At 70.8% G+C, this 19,295-nt stretch carries 14 protein-coding genes; 8 read left to right on the top strand and 6 right to left on the bottom strand.

Translation table 11 applies throughout. The annotated features are described in order from the left end of the window. Positions 1-77: 77 nt before the first annotated feature. Complete coding sequence (locus ACFWDI_RS39590; RefSeq protein WP_385311794.1) at positions 78-1,529, bottom strand: MFS transporter; 1,452 nt, start codon at positions 1,527-1,529, stop codon at positions 78-80. A 102-nt stretch (positions 1,530-1,631) separates the two neighbouring features. Between ACFWDI_RS39590 and ACFWDI_RS39585 the strand changes: the two genes are divergently transcribed. Further along, positions 1,632-2,486 carry a helix-turn-helix transcriptional regulator gene (locus ACFWDI_RS39585; protein WP_385311791.1) on the top strand — a complete coding sequence of 285 codons (855 nt, stop codon included), beginning with the start codon at positions 1,632-1,634 and terminating at the stop codon, positions 2,484-2,486. Positions 2,487-2,549: 63 nt separating this feature from the next. Here ACFWDI_RS39585 and ACFWDI_RS39580 read toward each other — a convergent pair whose 3' ends face one another. From ACFWDI_RS39580 to ACFWDI_RS39565, 4 genes are all read right to left on the bottom strand, one after another. After that, on the bottom strand, positions 2,550-3,710 hold the full coding sequence (locus ACFWDI_RS39580) for a hypothetical protein (RefSeq protein ID WP_385311789.1): 1,161 nt from the start codon (positions 3,708-3,710) through the stop codon (positions 2,550-2,552). A gap of 30 nt (positions 3,711-3,740) precedes the next feature. Next, on the bottom strand, positions 3,741-4,373 hold the full coding sequence (locus tag ACFWDI_RS39575; protein WP_385311787.1) for a dioxygenase: 633 nt from the start codon (positions 4,371-4,373) through the stop codon (positions 3,741-3,743). A gap of 239 nt (positions 4,374-4,612) precedes the next feature. Then, on the bottom strand, positions 4,613-7,240 hold the full coding sequence (locus ACFWDI_RS39570) for an ATP-binding protein (RefSeq protein ID WP_385311785.1): 2,628 nt from the start codon (positions 7,238-7,240) through the stop codon (positions 4,613-4,615). A gap of 95 nt (positions 7,241-7,335) precedes the next feature. Further along, on the bottom strand, positions 7,336-8,793 hold the full coding sequence (locus tag ACFWDI_RS39565) for an MFS transporter (RefSeq protein WP_385311783.1): 1,458 nt from the start codon (positions 8,791-8,793) through the stop codon (positions 7,336-7,338). A 52-nt stretch (positions 8,794-8,845) separates the two neighbouring features. Between ACFWDI_RS39565 and dusB the strand changes: the two genes are divergently transcribed. Then, the gene (dusB, locus tag ACFWDI_RS39560) at positions 8,846-10,018 is read left to right on the top strand and encodes a tRNA dihydrouridine synthase DusB (protein WP_385311781.1); all 1,173 of its coding nucleotides are present in this window, start codon (positions 8,846-8,848) and stop codon (positions 10,016-10,018) included. 47 nt (positions 10,019-10,065) lie between these two features. Here dusB and ACFWDI_RS39555 read toward each other — a convergent pair whose 3' ends face one another. Then, positions 10,066-10,830 (bottom strand): GntR family transcriptional regulator, encoded by a 765-nt coding sequence (locus tag ACFWDI_RS39555; protein WP_385311779.1) that lies wholly within the window; start codon positions 10,828-10,830, stop codon positions 10,066-10,068. 274 nt (positions 10,831-11,104) lie between these two features. On the opposite strand from ACFWDI_RS39555, the gene ACFWDI_RS39550 reads away from it, so the two are divergent. The 6 genes from ACFWDI_RS39550 (at position 11,105) to ppdK (ending at position 18,935) form a co-directional block, all read left to right on the top strand. Beyond that, complete coding sequence (locus ACFWDI_RS39550; protein WP_385311777.1) at positions 11,105-12,250, top strand: ABC transporter substrate-binding protein; 1,146 nt, start codon at positions 11,105-11,107, stop codon at positions 12,248-12,250. Then, the gene (locus tag ACFWDI_RS39545) at positions 12,250-13,146 is read left to right on the top strand and encodes an ABC transporter permease (RefSeq protein ID WP_385311775.1); all 897 of its coding nucleotides are present in this window, start codon (positions 12,250-12,252) and stop codon (positions 13,144-13,146) included. Before ACFWDI_RS39550 ends, ACFWDI_RS39545 begins: the two co-directional genes overlap by 1 nt. After that, positions 13,134-14,066, top strand: coding sequence for an ABC transporter permease (locus tag ACFWDI_RS39540; protein WP_385311773.1), 933 nt, complete (start codon positions 13,134-13,136; stop codon positions 14,064-14,066). The genes ACFWDI_RS39545 and ACFWDI_RS39540 overlap by 13 nt, the downstream gene beginning before the upstream one ends. Before the next feature lie 3 nt (positions 14,067-14,069). Continuing rightward, positions 14,070-15,164 carry an ABC transporter ATP-binding protein gene (locus ACFWDI_RS39535; protein WP_385311771.1) on the top strand — a complete coding sequence of 365 codons (1,095 nt, stop codon included), beginning with the start codon at positions 14,070-14,072 and terminating at the stop codon, positions 15,162-15,164. A gap of 8 nt (positions 15,165-15,172) precedes the next feature. Beyond that, positions 15,173-15,886, top strand: a complete 714-nt coding sequence (locus tag ACFWDI_RS39530) for an HAD family hydrolase (RefSeq protein WP_385311769.1) — start codon at positions 15,173-15,175, stop codon at positions 15,884-15,886. 340 nt (positions 15,887-16,226) lie between these two features. Further along, positions 16,227-18,935: a pyruvate, phosphate dikinase gene (gene ppdK / locus ACFWDI_RS39525; RefSeq protein WP_385311767.1), complete on the top strand. Its 2,709-nt coding sequence runs from the start codon at positions 16,227-16,229 to the stop codon at positions 18,933-18,935. Positions 18,936-19,295: the final 360 nt, after the last annotated feature.

The following is a 19,295-nucleotide window of genomic DNA, read 5'->3' as shown; positions in this document are numbered from 1 at the left end:
GGCCCGGACCGCGAGGTGCGGTCCGGGCCCACGGCCATGTCCGGAGCAGCCCGGTTCACCGGGTCGGTTCACCGGGGTCAGTTCACCGTGCGCGGCAGGCGCAGGCTCAGCAGCGTCGTCAGCACGATCATCCCCAGCTGTACCAGCAGCGTGACCGTCAGCGCCTGACGCATCCCCGCAGACGTGACCAGCGAGAGGAAGAGCGAGCCCAGCGTGGCCACGCCCAGCGCCAGTGCGGACTGCTGGGTCGTCACCATCACACCGCTGCCCACCCCGGCCCGCTCCGGCGGTATCTCGGAGAGCACGATCCGGAAGATCACCGGCAGTTGGAGCCCCTGGCCGAAGCCGGCGAGCGCGACGCCCGGCATCAGTTCCACGAAATCCAGATCCGGCCAGCCGCGCCAGACGGTCAGGGCCAGTACCGCGACGCCCACGGCCTGGAGCGCTCCGCCCGCCGGCACGATCCGGGTGCCGTACCGCACCACCAGTCGCGGTCCTGCCAGCGACGCCCCGAAGAAGGCCAGCGCCATCGGCACCAGCGCCATCCCGGCGGCCACGGCCCCCATCCCGAGGCCCTGCTGCAGCGCCACCGCGACCACGAACATGAAGCCGCCGAAGCCGATGGAGAACGGCAGTACCAGCGCAAGCCCGCGCCGCAGCGAGAGCAGCGCGAACAGGCTCGGCGGCACCAGCGGTGTACGCCCCTGCCGGTCCGCTCGCCGCTCCACCCGGTAGAAGGCCACCGCCGCGACCGGGAACACCGCCAGCGCGACCCATGTCCACAGCGGCCAGCCCGCGGCCCGTCCCTCCGTCAGCGGCGCCAGCAGCGTCAGCAGGGCCACGGTCAGCAGCAGCGTGCCGGGTACGTCCACTGGCGCGGGATTGGCCGAGCGTGTCTTCGGGACCGAGCGGGCCGCCAGTACCAGGCCGATCAGCGCCACCGGCACATTCACCAGGAAGATCGCCCGCCAGCCGGTGCCCGCAATGTCGGCCGCGACCAGGACGCCGCCCAGGATCTGCCCGGCGACCATCGAAAGTCCGGCCGTGGCCCCGTACAGGCTCATCGCCCTGGCCCTGCGCGGGCCGGCCGTCGCTGCCTGGATCGTGGCCAGTACCTGCGGCACCATCAGCGCGGCCGCGGCGCCCTGGGCGACCCGCGCCCCGACCAGCGTCCAGGCGTCCGGCGCGAGGCCGCACGCCAGGGACGTCAGTCCGAAGGCGGCCATGCCGATCAGAAAGAGCCGGCGGCGGCCGTACATGTCCCCGAGCCGTCCGCCGAGGACGAGCAGTACGGCGTACGAGAGCGCGTACCCGGCGACCACCAGCTCCAGCAGCGCCGTGCCCGCGGCCAGGTCGTGTTCGATGGTCGGCAGGGCGACATTGACGATGAAGAAGTCGATCAGCGGAAGTGCCGCGCCGAGCAGCACGGTGAACAGCCCGAGCGGGCCGAGCCGTGGCCCGGCGGCTTCGGCGGCGCGGACGGGATTCGAGGAAAGGACATTCGAGGAAAGGACACTGGTCTCACTCACGTCATCGACGATCGTCCTCCGTGGAGCCTGGTACCAGAGTGTCTTTATCCTGGTACAAGCACTACCTGGCAATGGTCTGAGCGATTCGGCACCCTGGGGAGCATGGCGATGATGGTGCAGGAGACCGACGTACGTAGGCATGAGCTCGCGGGCTTTCTGCGCAGCCGTCGCGAGCGGATCACGCCCGAGCAGGTCGGGCTGCCGCGCGGCCGTCGCCGGCGGACTCCCGGTCTGCGCCGCGAGGAGGTCGCGCATCTCTCCGCCGTGGGTGTCACCTGGTACACCTGGCTGGAGCAGGCCAGGGACATCCAGGTCTCCCCGCAGGTCCTCGACGCCATCGCCCGCGCGCTGCTTCTCGACCAGAGCGAGCGCAGCCATCTCTTCGCCCTGGCCGGCGCCACCGATCCGGCGCCCGGCACGCCCTGCCCGACCGTCACGCCGGCCCTGCGGCAGCTGCTCGAGCAGCTCGAGCCGCTTCCCGCCTGCGTCATGAACAGCCGTTACGACATCCTGGCGTACAACCGCACCTACGGACGGCTGTTCTGCGACCTCGACTCCCTGCCCCGGGAGGACCGCAACTGCATGATCCTGGCCTTCACCAACGACGACTGGCGGGCGGCGGTCTCCGATCTCGCGGACGCCACCCGGGTGCTCGCCGCGAAGTTCCGGGCGTCGATGGCCGAGCATCTCGCCGAGCCCGCGTGGAAGGCGCTGCTGGGGCGTCTTGAGACGTCCTCGCCGGAGTTCCGTGAGGTGTGGGCGCGCCATGAGGTGGTCAGCCAGGGCGGCAGGACCAAGCTGATCCGCAACGCCCATGTGGGCCTGCTGCACCTGGAGCACAACAATCTCTGGCTGGGCCCGACGGCCGGGCCCCGACTGGTCAGTTACACACCTCTCGACGACGAATCGCGCCAACGCCTGGAGAAGCTCCAGGCGTTGGCGCTCGCCGCGGTCTGAGCATGGGGCATGGCCCGGGCCCGGACCGTGGTGCGTGGTCCGGGCCCGGGTTCGGTGTGCCGGTCAGCCCGTGAAGCGGGTCACCGCCGGAACCAGGTCGCCCTGTTTGGCGATGCCCACTGTCCACAGATCTGCGCTGCTCGGCACAGTGGTGAACCCTCGCACCACCACACCGGGGTCGGCTGCCTGCTCCCAACGGCGCTCCTGCGCGTCGAAGCGCAGGGCGACGGAGACAGCACCCTTGCCGCCGACCGCCCACAGCGCGCCGTCCCCGGCCCTACCGACGGCCCGAAGCCGGCCGTCGGCGATCGCGGGTGTCTTGACGTCGGTCCACTTCTTGCCGTCCCAGTGCACCGCGTAGGGGAGGTCGCCTCCCTTGGACGTCGAACCGCCCACCGCCCATATGTCGTCGGCACCCAGTGCGGTGATGCCGCTGAGCCAGCGGTGCTCGTCCTTGGCTGCCGCGGGCGCGGCGACCCGCGTCCAGGAGGTGCCGTCCCAGTGCAGCAGCAGGGCCGTCTCCGCGGTGCTGTCGGTGGCGAAGGACGTGCCCGCCGCCCAGATGTCGTCCGGTGCGACGGCGGTGAGGCTGGTCAGTTCGCCCTTGCCGACGTCGGGCAGGGTCTGCCGGCGCCAGGCCGTGCCGTCCCATGCCTGGATGGCGGGCACCCCGTTCTTGATGCCCTGCGGCACCGCGCGGCCGGCCGTCCACGCCTTCCCGTCGGACGTCGTCACCACCGCGTCGGGTGTCAACCGGCCCGCGGGGTCGCGGTCGAGGTTGCGCGTGGTCCAGGAGGTGCCGTCCCAGTGGGCCGCCGTCGCGCCGACCGCCCAGATGTCACTGGCCGACCGTACGGCGAGCGCCTGCGGAAAGGTGTCCTTCGGCAGCGTCGACTGCTGCGTCCAGGATGTGCCGTCCCAGTGCAGGGCCAGGGCCTCCAGCTCGGTGGCACTCTTCAGCCGGTAGCCGACGGACCAGGCCTGCTTGTCGCTGAGCGCGGCCACGGCGGTGAGGTCGCCCTTGGCCACCGGGACCGCGGTCGACTGCCACTGTCCGGCGACGCGCGCCGGTGCGGCCGCCACGTCCTTGGCGGCGGGGGCGGGGCCGGCCCAGACCGTGCCGGCGGCGATCAGGCCCCCGACCGCGACGGCGCCTGCGGCCAGCGCCGCCACCAGGGGCGACCGACTGACTTTCCGGTGCCGGGATGACGTGCTCGTATGCATCACGGAAATCCTTGAGTGATCGGCGGTCGGCTACTTGGCCGTGGTCTGGATGACGAAGTCGAAGGCGCCGGTGTAGCGGCTGTCCTTCGGGCCCGCGAGCGTGATCGTGCAGGCCCGGTTGAGGAGCCGGTCCGCGGCGTTGAGCGCGGCGAAGTCCCGGCCGTACGCCTGGGTGTCGTCGGGGAAGTACAGCTGCGTGACCAGCACGGGTCCGCCGGGCGCCTGGACCTGGGTGTGGATATGCGGCGCCCGCTGGCCCCATCGGCCCCAGTAGTCGCGGGGGATGATCGTGCGCAGCCGGAACGCGCCCCTGCTGTCGGTGTACTGGTGTCCGCGCAGCGAGAAGCCGGCGGTGTCGTAGTCGCCGTTCTGGTCGCACTGCCAGAACTCGATGAGCGCCCCGGGCAGGGGCTTGCAGGCGGTGTCGTGGACGATGCCGCTCAGATCGAGCAGCACTCCGCGGATCGCGGGGGTGATGAAGTCCGTCCGCTCGGGGGACTGCGGCTTGAAGAGCGGGCCCTCCGTCGCCGCCGGGGTCTCGTGACCGTCGCAGGCAGGCGTGACGGCCAACGGGCGTCCCGCCGCGCGCGCCTTCTGCACCGTGCTCGCCGGTGCCGCCAGGGCGGCGCCGGCCCCGCTCGTCGCCACGAGGGCTGCGGTCATTCCCACCGAACTCGTTTTGATGAACGCCCTCCTCGAGCTCGTGTGTTCGCCGTCCGGATCGTGGTCGTGCCGCATCGCGTCTCCTTGCCGGATTTACTCGCCGGGCAGGGCATTCCGTGGGGGGAAGACCGTCGGGTAGCAGCTCCACGCCGTCGGGTCCTTGGAATGCCCTGTTCCGCGTCAGCTTGGTCGCTACGGCGGCCGCGCGGATCGATCGGATGACCGGCGGCTTGGCGGCGTTACGAAACCTCGCCGCGGCGCGGATCGCGCTCGGGAACAGCGCCGGGGCGCTGTTCCTTTCCGGCCACCCACAGCGCGATCTGCGTACGGGAGCGCATGCCCAGCTTGTCCCGCACGTTGTCGAGGTGGGTCGAGACGGTGCTCGCCGACAGATCCAGACGGGCGGCGACCTCGCGGTTGGTCAGTCCTTCGGCGACCAGTGCGGCCACCGTCATCTCCCGCCCCGTGAGCGGGGACTGCCCGTCCTCCCTGCGGACGGCCGGCATCGCTCCTTCGTCGGTCCCGTGCAGGGCGTACGCGATCAGCCGCTCCCAGCCCATCCCGCGTCCCTGGGCCACCGCAGCGTCCCGCCCCGCAGCGGGCAGCGCCGCCGCCGCGCGGGCCGTCGCCGACTCGACCTGCCGTCGCCACTCGGCCTCCGGCTCGGTGTCCAGCCGCCTGCGCGCCAGCGCAGCGGCCGCGAACAGCCGCAGCGACCGCTTCGTCCGGCCCCGTTCGGCCGCCACGACGGCAAGCCCCTCCAGCGGATACAGCGCGTGGAAGCTCTCGCCGGGCACCGTGCGCAGGCCCTCGGCGAACAGGTCCTGGGCCGCGGCGACATCGCCCAGGGCGAGCCGGATCGCGCCGGCGGTGTGCAGGGCGGCCGCCGACTGGCTCCAGGGGGACTGTCCGCGCAGCTGCGGCAGGCAGGACGCCATCAGTTCGTCGCCCTCGGCCGCCTTGCCGATGTGCAGCAGCGCCCAGGCCAGATGGTGGCGGCACCATGCCGTGTCGCGGGGGCGGCCGAGTGTGGCGACGATGGCCAGACATTCCGCGAAGTCGTCGACGGCCTGCGCGAACTCGCCGCGGCACAGCAGGGCGGCAGCGCGGGCGTCCAGGGCGTTGGCGAGTCCGGCGGGGTCGTCTCTGCGCCGCTCGACGGCGACCGCCTGCTCGGCGAAGCGCAGCGCGGCCGCCTCGTCCACCTGCTGGCAGGCCGCGCGTGCGGCGAGCGCCAGGGCCGCACCGACGTGCCGGGAGTCCTGCCGGCCCCGTGACTGCGGTGACTCCCGTGACTCCCGTGACTCCCGCGAGTCCTGCGATTCCTGGGAGTCCCGCGAGTCCTGCGGGTCGCAGCCGTGCTCCAGTACGTCCGCCAGCAGCGCGCGGGCAGCTGTCAGCTGCTCCTGCTGGAAGCGCACCCTCGCCAGTGCCAGCGTCAGCGGTACGTGCGGTGCGCCGCCGAGGCCGTTGGTGTGGGCGACAGCCGCCGCGAGGTTCTCCCGCTCCTTGCTCAGGGGGCCGCCCGCCTGGTCGACGAAGACCTGATCCGCGGCCGGCTCCATCAGCCCGGTCAGCCAGTCGACGGCCCGTTGCCAGGTGTCGGGCAGCTCACCGGAGTCGGCGAGGCGGTCCAGGGCGTAGGCGCGGATGGCGTTCAACTGCCTGAATCGCGCGGTGACTTCGGCCTCCGGGCCCGGCAGCCGTACGATCAAGGACTTGGCCTCCAGCGCGCACAGCACCCGCAGGACGTGCCGCGGCTGCATCTCGCCGTCGGCGCAGACCGCCGCCGCACCCACGGCGTCGAATCCGCCGACGAGGACGGAGAGACGGCGAAAGAGGGTCTGTTCCTCCGGATCCAGTAATCGATGGCTCCAGTCGACCGCGGCCGCCAGTTCGCGGTGGCGTCCGGGCCCGATCCTGCTGCCGTCCGTGAGGAGGGTGAGCTGGTCGTCGAGGCCGGCCAGGATGTCGCTCAGCGGGAGGACTCCCGTACGGCGTGCCGCCAGCTCGATCGCCAGCGGCATTCCGTCAAGGCGGCGGCAGATCTCGGCCACGGTACGGGCGTTCCCGGTGTGCAGCTCGAATCCGGGTGCGCAGCTGCCGGCGCGCTCCACGAACAGCCGGACGGCATCCGCCTGCAGTACGGCTGCCGGGTCGTCGTCCTCGCCGGCCGGCGACAGGGACAGTTCACCGACCCGGAACACGACTTCGCCGGGCACGCGCAGCACTTCCCGGCTGGTGGCGAGAATCCGCAGCCGGGGGCACCGGCCGAGCAGGGCCGCGGCCAGCTGTGCGCACGGCTCGGCGAGGTGCTCGCAGTTGTCCAGGATGAGCAGCGTCGGGCGGTCGCCGAGCTCATGGGCGAGCAGCGCGACACCTGTCCGGCCGCCGCGCTCGCCGACGCCCAGCGCGGCGGCCACGGCCTGCGGCAGCCGGTCGCCGTCGTGGAGCGAGTCGAGTTCGACCAGCAGGGCCTTGCTGTCGGCGCCGCCGCGCAGGCCGGTGGCGAACTCCATCGCGAGACGGGTCTTGCCGACTCCGCCCGGGCCGGTGAGGGTCAGCAGCCGCGAGGACTTCAACAGGGTGCGCAGCCGCGACAGTTCCCGCCTTCGGCCGATGAAGGAGTCCAGTGCCCGTGGCAGCTCGCGGCCCTCCGACTGCGTACGGTCCTGGTCCCGGCCCGCGCTCCGGCCGTGTTCCTGGTCCTGAGCGTCCCGTGCCGAGCGCCGGCGAAAGGCGCGCTGTCTGCATGCGTCGGAGCAGTAACGGGCAGGCCGGCCGCCCGGTGCCGGCCCGCTCCCGTTTCGCCGGCCGCGGTCGGGCAGCTCGGTCCCGCACACCTCGCACGTTCGACTCGGGCTCATCCGTCGAATCCTTGCGGAACGAACGCCGCCGGACCACCGAGTCCGGCGAAGGGTGAGCCACGCCCCATGACGCCTGTGGCCAGGCTCGGAGAGAGCTATGCGTTCGCTGTGGACAGCACCTGGCTCTCGTCCGGAGCCTCCAGCCGCTCGGCCGTGCGCCGCGCCGTCTCCTGCGCCCAGCCGCCGCTGGTCAGCGCCCCCACCACGAGGATGCACAGCCCGCAGCCGGTGATGATCCACCAGGCGGGCCGGCTCGCGGCGACGAAGCCGTCCGCGTACGAGGTGGAGGAGGCGACCCCGGCCGCCAGTACGGCGCCGATGACGGCGACGCCGAGGGTCTGCCCGATCTGCCGGCTGGTGGAGGCGACAGCGGCCGCGACACCGGCCTGGGAGCGGGGCATGCCGGAGACGGCGGTGTTGGTGATCGGCACGTTCACCATGCCGAAGCCGAGACCGAAGAGGAAAAAGCCGAGGAAGAGCAGCGCGTCGGAGGTCTCGGCCTCGAAGGCGGCGAACAGCACTCCGCTCGCGGCCATCGCGATGCCCGCGATCATCAGCGGGAGGCGCGGACCGCGGCTGCCGACCAGCCTTCCCGACAGCGGTGCGCAGATGAACGTCATGGCGGCCATCGGCAGCATATAGAGGCCGGCGTCCAGGGCGGACAGGCCGCGGACGTCCTGCAGATACAGCGTGTTGATGAAGAGGAAGCCGCCGAGCGAGGCGAACGCGCACACCGCGATGACCGTGGCCCCGCTGAACGGGGCGCTGCGGAAGAAACGCAGATCGATCAGGGGCTCGGTGCGCCTCGGTTCGTACAGCAGCAGTCCGGTCAGCGCGAGGGCCGCGACCGTGCTGAGGGCAATGATCACCGGCGAGTGCCGGCCGGCTGACGGCGCCTCGATGATCGCGTACGTCACTGAGCCGAGGAGTGCGATGACCAGGAGCTGGCCCACGGGGTCGGGGCGGCGTGGTTTCGGCGCGCGGGACTCCGGTACGTAGCGCCAGGTCAGCAGGATGGCGGCGAGTCCGACCGGCAGATTGACCCAGAAGATCGAGCGCCAGCCGACCGAGTCCACCAGGATTCCGCCGACGAGGGGCCCCGCGGCCATGGAGATGCCGACGACGCCGCCCCAGACGCCGATGGCGCGGGCACGTTCGCGCGGGTCGGTGAAGGTGTTGGTGATGATCGACATCGCGACCGGGTTGAGCATCGAGCCGCCGACGGCCTGCACCATGCGGAACGCGATGAGCGACTCGAGGTTGGGTGCGAGCGAGCACAGCAGCGAGCCGACGGTGAAGAGGACAAGACCGGTCTGGAAGACCTTGCGCCGGCCGATCCGGTCGGCGGTGGAGCCGGAGAGCATCAGCAGGGAGGCGAGGACGAGGGTGTAGGCGTCGATCGTCCACTGCATCCCGGCGACGGAGGCGTGGAACTCCTTCTGAATCGAGGGCAGCGCGACATTGAGGATCGTGTTGTCGAGGCTGACGATCAGCAGGCTCATAGCGCAGATCGCCAGCACGAGCAGCCGCCGTCGGTGTGTGAGCTCGGGCATAAGCGGATAGTACGGCTGACTAAGGACTCCCGTCGTGAGCGACAATGGGCGAATGACCACGCTCGCCCCGTCCTCCTCGACGCTCAAGATAGGCCCGCACGCCGTACAGCCCCCGGTGGTGCTCGCGCCGATGGCCGGCATCACCAATGCGCCGTTCCGCACGCTGTGCCGCGAGTTCTCCGGCGGCAAGGGGCTTTTCGTCAGCGAGATGATCACGACGCGGGCGCTGGTCGAGCGCAATGAGAAGACCATGCAGCTCATCCATTTCGACGCGAGTGAGACGCCGCGGTCCATTCAGCTGTACGGGGTGGATCCGGTGACCGTCGGCAAGGCGGTCCGCATGATCGCGGACGAGAACCTCGCCGACCACATCGACCTGAACTTCGGCTGCCCGGTCCCGAAGGTGACACGCAAGGGCGGCGGCTCCGCTCTTCCGTACAAGCGGCCGCTGCTGCGCGCGATCCTCAACGAGGCCGTGTCGAACGCGGGCGACCTGCCGGTCACGATGAAGATGCGCAAAGGCATCGACGACGACCACATCACCTATCTCGACGCGGGCCGGATCGCGGTCGAGGAGGGCGTGACGGCGATCGCGCTGCACGGGCGTACGGCGGCGCAGCACTACGGCGGTACGGCGGACTGGGACGCGATCGCCCGGCTGAAGGAGCATGTCCCGGAGATCCCGGTGCTCGGCAACGGCGACATCTGGTCGGCGGACGACGCGCTGCGGATGGTGCGGGAGACGGGCTGCGACGGCGTGGTCGTGGGCCGTGGGTGCCTGGGGCGGCCGTGGCTGTTCAGCGATCTGGTGGCGGCCTTCGAGGGTAAGGGCACCCCGGGCGGAGCCCTTGATGCAGGCAGCGCGGCGCCGACGCTCAAGGAGGTCACGGTCGTCATGCGGCGGCACGCCGAGCTGCTGGGGGAGTGGATCGGCGACGAGGCGCGTGGCGTGATCGATTTCCGTAAGCATGTGGCGTGGTACCTCAAGGGCTTCTCGGTCGGCTCGGAGCTGCGGAAGAAGCTGGCGATCACGTCGTCGCTGGCGGAGATGGACGCTCATCTGGCGGAGCTGGACCTGGACCAGCCGTGGCCGGTCGGTGCGGACGGGCCGCGGGGGCGCACGTCGGGGAACAACCGGGTGGTTCTGCCGGACGGCTGGCTGAAGGACCCGTACGACTGCGCGGGCGTCAGCGCGGATGCGGAACTGGACACGTCGGGCGGCTGACCGGGGCTCCGTGCCGGACCCCGGTCCTCAGCCCCGGACCCCGGTCCTCAATCGCCGGACGGGCTGGAAAGGTCGCCCGCATGCCGCGACAGCGGGGCCGTGTCCGCCGAGTTGCTCACGCTGAACGTCACACTCCCCGCCACATACCGGTCGTCCGTCCACTCGATGGGCCGGCCCGTCGCCGTGCACGTCAAATGGCGCTGCCGCAGCAGCGGGCTGCCCCGGCGGACCCGTAGCAACCGCGCGTCCACGCTGCCCGCCGCGACCGCGTCGATGAGGTGCTCGCCGTAGTGGGCCACGATGCCGTGCTGTCCGGCGATGCTGTTCATGATGGACACACAGTCCTCGGGCAGCTCCTCCACCGCGGGTGCCACCCACTCCGCGTAGGCGGTGCGCTCCAGCATGGCCGGTTCGCCGTCGAGCAGCCGCAGCCGCAGGACGTACAGGACCGCCGAACCGGCGGGGACGGAGAGCCGGGAGGCCTCGGCGGGGGTCGCGGGGCGGCGGGTGCGGGTCAGGATGCGGCTGGAGATCTCGTAGCCCATGCCCTCGGCCCACTGCGCGAAGCTGTTCAACTCCGCGAAGCTGTGGCGGCGTTCGTGGCGCAGCACGATTCTGCGCGCACCCTGCCGGGAGCCGATCAGGCCCTCTGAGGCCAGTACGGCGACGGCCTGCCGGACCGTCCCCCGTGACGCGGACCAGCGGGCCGCGAGGTCGCTCTCCGAGGGGATTTGCGCCCCGACCGGGTACTCGCCGCCGAGGATCGACCGCCGTACCGCCTCCGCGATCTCCACATAACGCGCCGTACCCACGCGAACGCCCTCCGTGCCTCGAACTGTGCGCAGTTGGTTGCGCTGTGTTCCGCTACCCGGCCCACCCTAACCGCGCCGGAGCGTAACTGTCTTCCGTCCCCTGGACCCGCTCCCACCGGCAAAAAAACGGCGTCGGCTCTTCCGGTGGACGATCCACCACGGCCATGTGCCGTTCATGATCCGGACAGCTCCTCCGGGCGAACTGAACCCAGCTTGTTCAGACAAGTGCTTGCAGTGTCCATCAGTGTCCTTCACTTCGTCTCTGGGAGAGACCGTGTTCAGACCTTCCCGTCTCGGCGCTACCGCCCTGCTCGGCGCTGCCGCGCTCACCGCCCTCACCGCCTGCGGTGCCGCGCCCGACGGCGCTGCCGCCGGTGCCGCGGTGAAGGCGAACGCCAGCACCTCGGCCGCCGAGATCGGCGGAATGAAGGCGCTCGTCGCAGCCGCCGAGAAGGAGGGCAAGCTGAATGTCATCGCCCTCCCGGCGGACTGGGCGAACTACGGCGAGCTGATCAAGGCCTTCGAGGCCAAGTACAAGATCAAGGTCAACAGCGAGAACCCGGACGCCGCCAGCGCCGACGAGATCGCCGCCGTCAAGGCCCGCAAGGGCCAGAAGCGCGCCCCCGACGTCCTCGACCTGGGCATCGCCTTCGCCCGCAGCGGCGCCGCCGAGGGCCTGTTCGCCCCGTACAAGGTCGAGGCCTTCGACAAGATCCCCGCAGGCCAGAAGGACACCGAAGCCCGCTGGTACAACGACTACGGCGGCTATGTCTCCATCGGCTGCGACGCCAAGCGGATCAAGACCTGCCCGCAGACCTTCGCGGACCTGCTCAAGCCCGAGTACAAGGGCAAGGTCGCGCTGAACGGCAACCCGACCAAGTCCGGCTCCGCCTTCGGCGGCGTCTACGCGGCAGCCCTCGCCAACAAGGGCTCCTTCGCCGACATCCAGCCGGGCATCGACTTCTTCGCCAAGCTGAAGAAGAGCGGCAACTTCATCCCCGTCGAGTCCACCCCGGCCACGGTGGAGAAGGGCGAGACGCCCATCAGCATCGACTGGGACTACCTCAACGCCGGTTACGCCGACCAGTTCCGCGGCAAGGGCGTCGACTGGAAGGTCTCCGTACCGAGCGACGGCGTCTACGCCCAGTTCTACTCGCAGGCGATCAACAAGCAGGCTCCCAACCCGGCGGCCGCCCGCCTGTGGATGGAGTTCCTCTACAGCGCCGAGGGCCAGAACCTCTGGCTGAAGGGGTACGCCCGGCCGGTACTGCTGCCGGCCATGACCGCGGACGGCAGCGCCGACAAGGGCTCCGTCGCCAAGCTCCCCAAGGTCCAGGGCACCCCGTCCTTCCCGTCCTCCGCGGAGCTCGACAAGGCCAAGGCCGCCCTCGCCGAGAACTGGGACAAGGCCCTCTCCTGATGCCCGTACCCTTCCCGTCCCGCACCGGGCCCGCCGGCGGAACCCGCCGCCGGCGGCGCGGCCCCCGCACCTGGCTCGCCACGCTCCCGCTGCTCGTCTTCACGGGCCTGTGCTTCGGTCTCCCGGTCGCCGCGCTGCTGTACGGAGCGGTCACGGGCACCGACCCGGCGACCGGCGCCACCCGGATGACCGGCGAGCATCTGCAGCGCTCGCTGCAGGGGCCCTACCTCGGCTCCCTCCTCGGCAGCGTCCAGCTCTCCGCGCTCACCGCGGTGATCGGGTCGGTCGCCGGCGTGCTGATCGCGCAGGCCGTCGTGACCTCCCGGCGCACCTGGCTGCGCAGCGCTGCCCTCACGGCCTCCGGCGTCCTCGCCAACTTCGGCGGTGTGCCGCTCGCCTTCGCGTTCATCGCGACCGCAGGCATCTCCGGCGTGGTCACCCGGCTCGCGGACCTCGAGAGTCTCGGCTGGAACCTCTACTCCTTCACGGGGCTCGCCGTCGTCTATCTCTACTTTCTGACGCCGCTCATGGTGCTTGTGATCATCCCGGCGCTGGACGGACTGCGTCCCCAGTGGCGGGAGGCCGCGCAGAACACCGGGGCGACCGGATGGCAGTTCTGGCGGCTGGTCGGGCTGCCGGTCCTCGCGCCGTCCCTGCTGGGCGGCTTCGTCCTGCTCTTCGGCAGCGCGTTCGCCGCGCATGCCACCGCCGCGGCTCTGGTCGGCGGCTCCGTACCGCTGGTCACCTTGAAGATCGCGGACGCGCTGTCCGGCAATGTGCTGGTCGGCCAGGAGAATGTGGCGCTCGCCCTGAGCCTCGACATGATCGTGATCGCCGGCCTGGTCATGGCGGTCTATCTGCCCCTCCAGCGACGGAGTGCCCGATGGCTGCGCTGACACCCACCGCCCAGGCCGCGCCGGCCGAGACCCGTCCCGCACCCGAGAAGGCCGGGATCCGCAGGCAGCGCCGCCGGCCGCGCGTCTGGCGCGGGCTCGTCCTGGGCCTGGCCGGGCTCTACTTCCTCGTTCCGCTCCTCGCGTCGGTCGTCTTCACGGTGCACACTCCGGGCCGAGGCGTCTCCTTCGAGGCGTACACCGGGATTCTCGGCGCGGAGGGATTCACCGACAGCCTGCTGCTCTCGCTCGGCCTCGCCGCCGCGACCATCGCGCTCGTGCTGCTGCTGGCCGTGCCCGCGCTGGTCGCGGTGCGGCTGGGGGCGCCACGACTGCGGCCGGTCGTCGAAGTCGTGTGCATGCTGCCGCTGGTGGTGCCGCCGATCGCGCTGGTCACCGGGATCACCACGGTGCTGCGCTGGGGACCGGAACATCTGTCCCGTACACCGCTCTACCAGACCTTCATGGCGGTCCAGGACGAGAACTTCCCGCTTGTGCTCGTCCTCGCGTACACGGTGCTGGCGCTGCCGTTCGTGTACCGCTCCCTCGACGCGGGACTGCGCGCCATCGACGTACCGACGCTGGTGGAGGCCGCCCGCAACTGCGGTGCGAGCTGGGCGTACGTCATCCTCCGGGTCATCCTGCCCAATCTGCGCACCGCGCTCGCCGGGGCCGCCTTCCTCACCCTGGCGCTGGTGCTCGGCGAGTTCACCATCGCCGCGCTGCTCGGCTACCAGCCCTTCGCGGTGTGGATCGTCACGGTCTCCGGTGCGCAGGCACGGATGTCGGTGGCCGTGTCCGTCCTCAGTCTTCTGATCACCTGGGCGCTGCTGCTGCTCCTCTCCCGCGCGGGGAACGGCACCCGGCCCGCGAAGAGCGCCGCCACCGTGGCCGCCGCGCCCTCCTCCAGCAAGGACCAGTAACCCATGTCTGCAAGCACAGCAACCGCCGTCGCGCAGCGGACCGAGGCGTCCGCCGAGGCCGGCGCCCGGGTCGAATTCCGCGGTCTGCGCCGGGCCTTCGGCTCCACCGTCGCCCTCGACGGGCTCGACCTGACCGTCGAGCCGGGTGAGCTGATCGCCCTGCTCGGCCCCTCGGGCTGCGGCAAGACCACCGCCCTGCGCGTCGTCGCGGGCTTCGAGGAGCCGGACGCGGGCGAGGTGCTGGTCGACGGCGAGGACATCACCCGGGTGCCGGCCAACCGCCGGGACGCGGGCATGGTCTTCCAGTCGTACAGCCTCTTCCCCAACCTCAGCGCCCGCGACAATGTCGCCTTCGGGCTGCGGGTCCGCAAGATGCCGGCCGCCAAGCGCAACGCCCGCGCGGCCGAACTCCTGGCCCTGGTCGGCCTGCCCGAACACGGCGACCGCTACCCCCACCAGATGTCCGGTGGCCAGCAGCAGCGCGTCGCTCTGGCCAGGGCGCTGGCCCTTGAGCCGCGCGTGCTGCTGCTGGACGAGCCGCTGTCCGCGCTCGACGCCAAGGTGCGGCTCAGCCTGCGCGAGGAGATCCGACGGCTGCAGCTCTCCCTCGGGATCACCACGATCTTCGTCACGCACGACCAGGAGGAGGCCCTGTCCATGGCGGACCGGGTCGCCGTCCTCAACGCCGGGAAGCTGGAGCAGTGCGCGGCGCCCGCGGAGCTGTACGAGCGGCCCGCGACGCCGTTCGTCGCCGAGTTCGTCGGGACCATGAACCGGCTGCCGGGCCGGATGGCGGACGACGGCCTGGTCGAAGTGGCGGGCAGCAGACTGCCCGTGGACGGCGACGCGCCGGAGACTTCCGAGGTCGAGGTGCTCGTACGCCCCGAGAACGTCACCGTCACCGCCGACCCGGACGGCGGGGCCACGGTCGTCTCCGCCTCCTTCCTCGGCTCGGTCACTCGCGTGCTGCTGGACCTGCCGGACGGCAGCTCGGTCAAGGCCGATCTGGCATCGCGGGACGCGGGCGCGCTGGTGCCCGGCGGGCGGGCGGCGGTCGGACTGGCGCAGCGGCCCGTCCTCGTCGTACCGGCGCGGTGAGCGTGGCCATGACCGCGCCCGCGGCCGTCCTCTTCGACATGGACGGCACGCTCGTCGACACCGAGGTGCTGTGGTGGGAGGCGACCGAGGAGGTCGCCGCCTCGCTCGGCCACCGGCTGTCCGACGCGGACGCGCCGGAGGTGGTCGGCCGGGCCGTCGAGGACACTGCCGCTCATCTGATACGGATCACAGAGGTGGCCCGCAGTGCCACCTCCACTGCTTCGGCGGTGACACAGGCGCTGACCGAAGGGTTCTTCCAGCGGGTCGAGGCGGGCGCCCCGCTGCGTCCCGGCGTACGGCGGCTGCTGGCCGAACTGGAGCAGCGGCAGGTTCCGTTCGCCCTGGTGAGCGCCTCGCCGCGGGTCGTCGTCGATTCGGTGGTCGGTGGAGCGCTGGCCGATGTGCGGTTCTCCTTCACGCTGTCGGCCGACGACACGGTACGGACGAAGCCGCATCCGGATCCCTACCGGGCGGCCGCGGACCGGTTCGGGGCCCTGCCCAGGGCATGTGTGGCGGTGGAGGACTCGCCGGACGGCAGCAACTCCGCGGAGGCCGCGGGGTGTGCGGTGCTGGTGGTGCCGTCGTTGCTGCCCGTGCCCGCGTCGGCGGGCCGGGTCTTCGCCGAGAGCCTGGAGGACGTGGATCTCGAGGTGCTGAGCCGCTGTGTTGCGGCGTGTTACGCGGGTCCGGATGATGGGACCGGAGGCTCGTCGGCCGCGTGATTCTCGCCACCCTTGATAGGGGTGGCGCTCAGATGAGCGAATTGACGGCGACTGCATCTCTCGGAGGGGTGGCACTAAGTGCCACCCTGTCGGTATTCAGTTGATCTATCGATTCATCGCGATGTGTAACCGAAGGCGTGATTCTCATCGCTGTACGTGCTGATGTGTTCAGGTCTTGAACGCAGGCTCCCGACCGGACTACCCATCAGTTACTTTCGATCTGGTGGCGGACGAGTGGTTACGGCCGTATGACCGCCAAGTGGACGTACCCAGACGCCTTCGATCTGGGTATGTTCCTCGCCGTCAGGGCAGCCACCGAGTCCTCGAGGAGTCGAGACCCGTGTCGGAAAACAAAGATCAGAAGTTCGTCTACGACTTCACCGAGGGCAACAGGGACCTCAAGGACCTGCTCGGCGGCAAAGGTGCGAACCTCGCCGAGATGACCAACCTCGGGCTGCCCGTCCCTCCGGGCTTCACGATCACCACCGAGGCGTGCAAGGTCTACCTCGACAGCGGCACCGAGCCCGCCGCGCTGCGCGACGAGGTGAGTGCCCACCTCGACGCCCTCGAGCAGTCGATGGGCAAGAAGCTCGGCCAGGCCGACAACCCCCTCCTGGTATCCGTACGTTCGGGCGCGAAGTTCTCGATGCCCGGCATGATGGACACCGTCCTCAACATCGGCCTCTCCGACGTGTCGGTGGCCGGGCTCGCGCAGCAGTCGGGCGACGAGCGCTTCGCCTGGGACTCGTACCGCCGCCTGATCCAGATGTTCGGCAAGACGGTGCTGGGCGTCGACGGCGAACTCTTCGAGGAGGCGCTCGAGGAGGCCAAGCACGCCAAGAAGGTCACCGTCGACACCGACCTCGACGCCGGTGATCTGAAGAAGCTGGTCAAGCAGTTCAAGAAGATCGTCTCCCGCGACGCGGGCCGCGACTTCCCGCAGGACCCGCGTGAGCAGATGGATCTCGCGATCCGCTCCGTCTTCGAGTCCTGGAACACCGACCGCGCCAAGCTCTACCGCCGCCAGGAGCGCATCCCCGGCGACCTCGGCACGGCCGTCAACATCTGCTCCATGGTCTTCGGCAACCTCGGCCCCGACTCCGGCACCGGCGTCGCCTTCACCCGCGACCCCGCCAGCGGCCACCAGGGCGTCTACGGCGACTACCTCCAGAACGCGCAGGGCGAGGACGTCGTCGCCGGCATCCGCAACACGGTGCCGCTCGCCGATCTGGAGAACATCGACAAGAAGTCGTACGACCAGTTGATGCAGATCATGGAGACCCTCGAGACGCACTACAAGGACCTGTGCGACATCGAGTTCACCATTGAGCGCGGCCAGCTGTGGATGCTCCAGACCCGCGTCGGCAAGCGGACCGCGGGCGCGGCCTTCCGTATCGCCACCCAGCTGGTCGACCAGGGCCTCATCGACGAGGCCGAGGCGCTCCAGCGCGTCAACGGCGCGCAGCTCGCGCAGCTGATGTTCCCCCGCTTCGACGACCAGGCGAAGACCGAGCTGCTCGGCCGCGGTATCGCCGCATCCCCGGGCGCGGCCGTCGGCAAGGCCGTCTTCGACTCGTACACCGCGGTCAAGTGGTCGCGTTCCGGCGAGAAGGTCATCCTCATCCGCCGTGAGACCAACCCCGACGACCTCGACGGCATGATCGCCGCCGAGGGCATCCTGACCTCGCGCGGCGGCAAGACCTCGCACGCCGCCGTCGTCGCCCGCGGCATGGGCAAGACCTGTGTCTGCGGTGCCGAGGACCTCGAGGTCGACACCAAGCGGCGCCGGCTGACGGTCGGTGAGACCGTCATCGAGGAGGGTGACGTCGTCTCCATCGACGGCTCCACCGGCAAGGTGTACCTCGGTGAGGTGCCGGTCGTGCCGTCCCCGGTCGTCGAGTACTTCGAGGGCCGGATGCACGCGGGCGCCGACGACGCCGACGAGCTGGTCGCCGCCGTGCACCGGATCATGGCGTACGCGGACCGAGTACGCCGCCTTCGCGTACGGGCCAACGCCGACAACGCCGAGGACGCGCTGCGCGCACGGCGGTTCGGCGCGCAGGGCATCGGCCTGTGCCGCACCGAGCACATGTTCCTCGGTGAGCGGCGCGAGATGGTCGAGAAGCTGATCCTCGCGGACACCGACGACGAGCGCGAGCGTGCGCTGGGCGCCCTGCTGCCGCTGCAGAAGAAGGACTTCATCGAGCTGTTCGAGGCGATGGACGGGCTGCCCGTCACCGTCCGGCTGCTCGACCCGCCGCTGCACGAGTTCCTGCCCGACATCACCGAGCTGTCGGTACGTGTCGCCCTCGCCGAGGCCCGCAAGGACGCCAACGAGAACGACCTCCGCCTCCTCCAGGCCGTACACAAGCTCCACGAGCAGAACCCGATGCTGGGCCTGCGCGGTGTACGCCTCGGTCTGGTCATCCCCGGTCTGTTCGCCATGCAGGTACGGGCGATCGCCGAGGCCGCGGCCGAGCGCAAGAACGCCAAGGGCGACCCGCGTCCGGAGATCATGATCCCGCTGGTGGGCACCGTCCAGGAGCTGGAGATCGTCCGCGAGGAGGCCGACCGGGTCATCGCCGAGGTACAGGCCGCGACCGGCACCGACCTCAGGCTGACCATCGGCACGATGATCGAGCTGCCGCGCGCCGCGCTGACCGCCGGTCAGATCGCCGAGGCCGCCCAGTTCTTCTCGTTCGGTACGAACGACCTCACCCAGACCGTGTGGGGCTTCTCCCGCGACGACGTCGAGGCGAGCTTCTTCACCGCGTACCTGGAGAAGGGCATCTTCGGGGTCTCCCCCTTCGAGACCATCGACAAGGACGGCGTCGGCTCGCTCGTGCGCAGCGCTGTCGAGGCCGGCCGGGCCACCCGCCCCGACCTCAAGCTGGGCGTCTGCGGCGAGCACGGCGGCGACCCGGAGTCGGTGCACTTCTTCCACGAGGTGGGTCTGGACTACGTGTCCTGCTCGCCGTTCCGTATCCCGGTGGCGCGCCTCGAGGCCGGCCGGGCGGCGGCCGAGTCGAAGGGCAGCGACTCCCGCTGAGTCACCGGAGCCGGCGCCGGGGACTGGGGGCTTGCCCCCGGTCGGTCGACCCTCACCGACCCGGTAGCGGCTCCGGAACACCGAAAGGGAAGGGGCGGGCGCCTTGTGCGGGGCGCCCGCCCCTTCCATGTGTTCATCCCTGTGCCGTTCCGTTTCCCTTTTCGGCCCGGACCGATTCCCTGTTGAATCATGGACGTTGAACGGCAATCGAATTTCTGCCAAATTCGGGGCGCAAAATAACGGGCGGAGCGCGGCCCCCCGCGCCCCCACCCCCGGCCCCCCCCCCCAAACCCCGCCCCCCACCCAGCCCCCCCCACACCCCCCCCCCCCCGACGCCCCCGGGCCCCCCCCCCCCCCCCC

Origin of the sequence: Streptomyces sp. NPDC060064 (genome assembly GCF_042736455.1) — a bacterium.
Taxonomy (GTDB): Bacteria; Actinomycetota; Actinomycetes; order Streptomycetales; family Streptomycetaceae; genus Streptomyces.
This window is presented reverse-complemented; position numbering and strand designations above follow the sequence as displayed.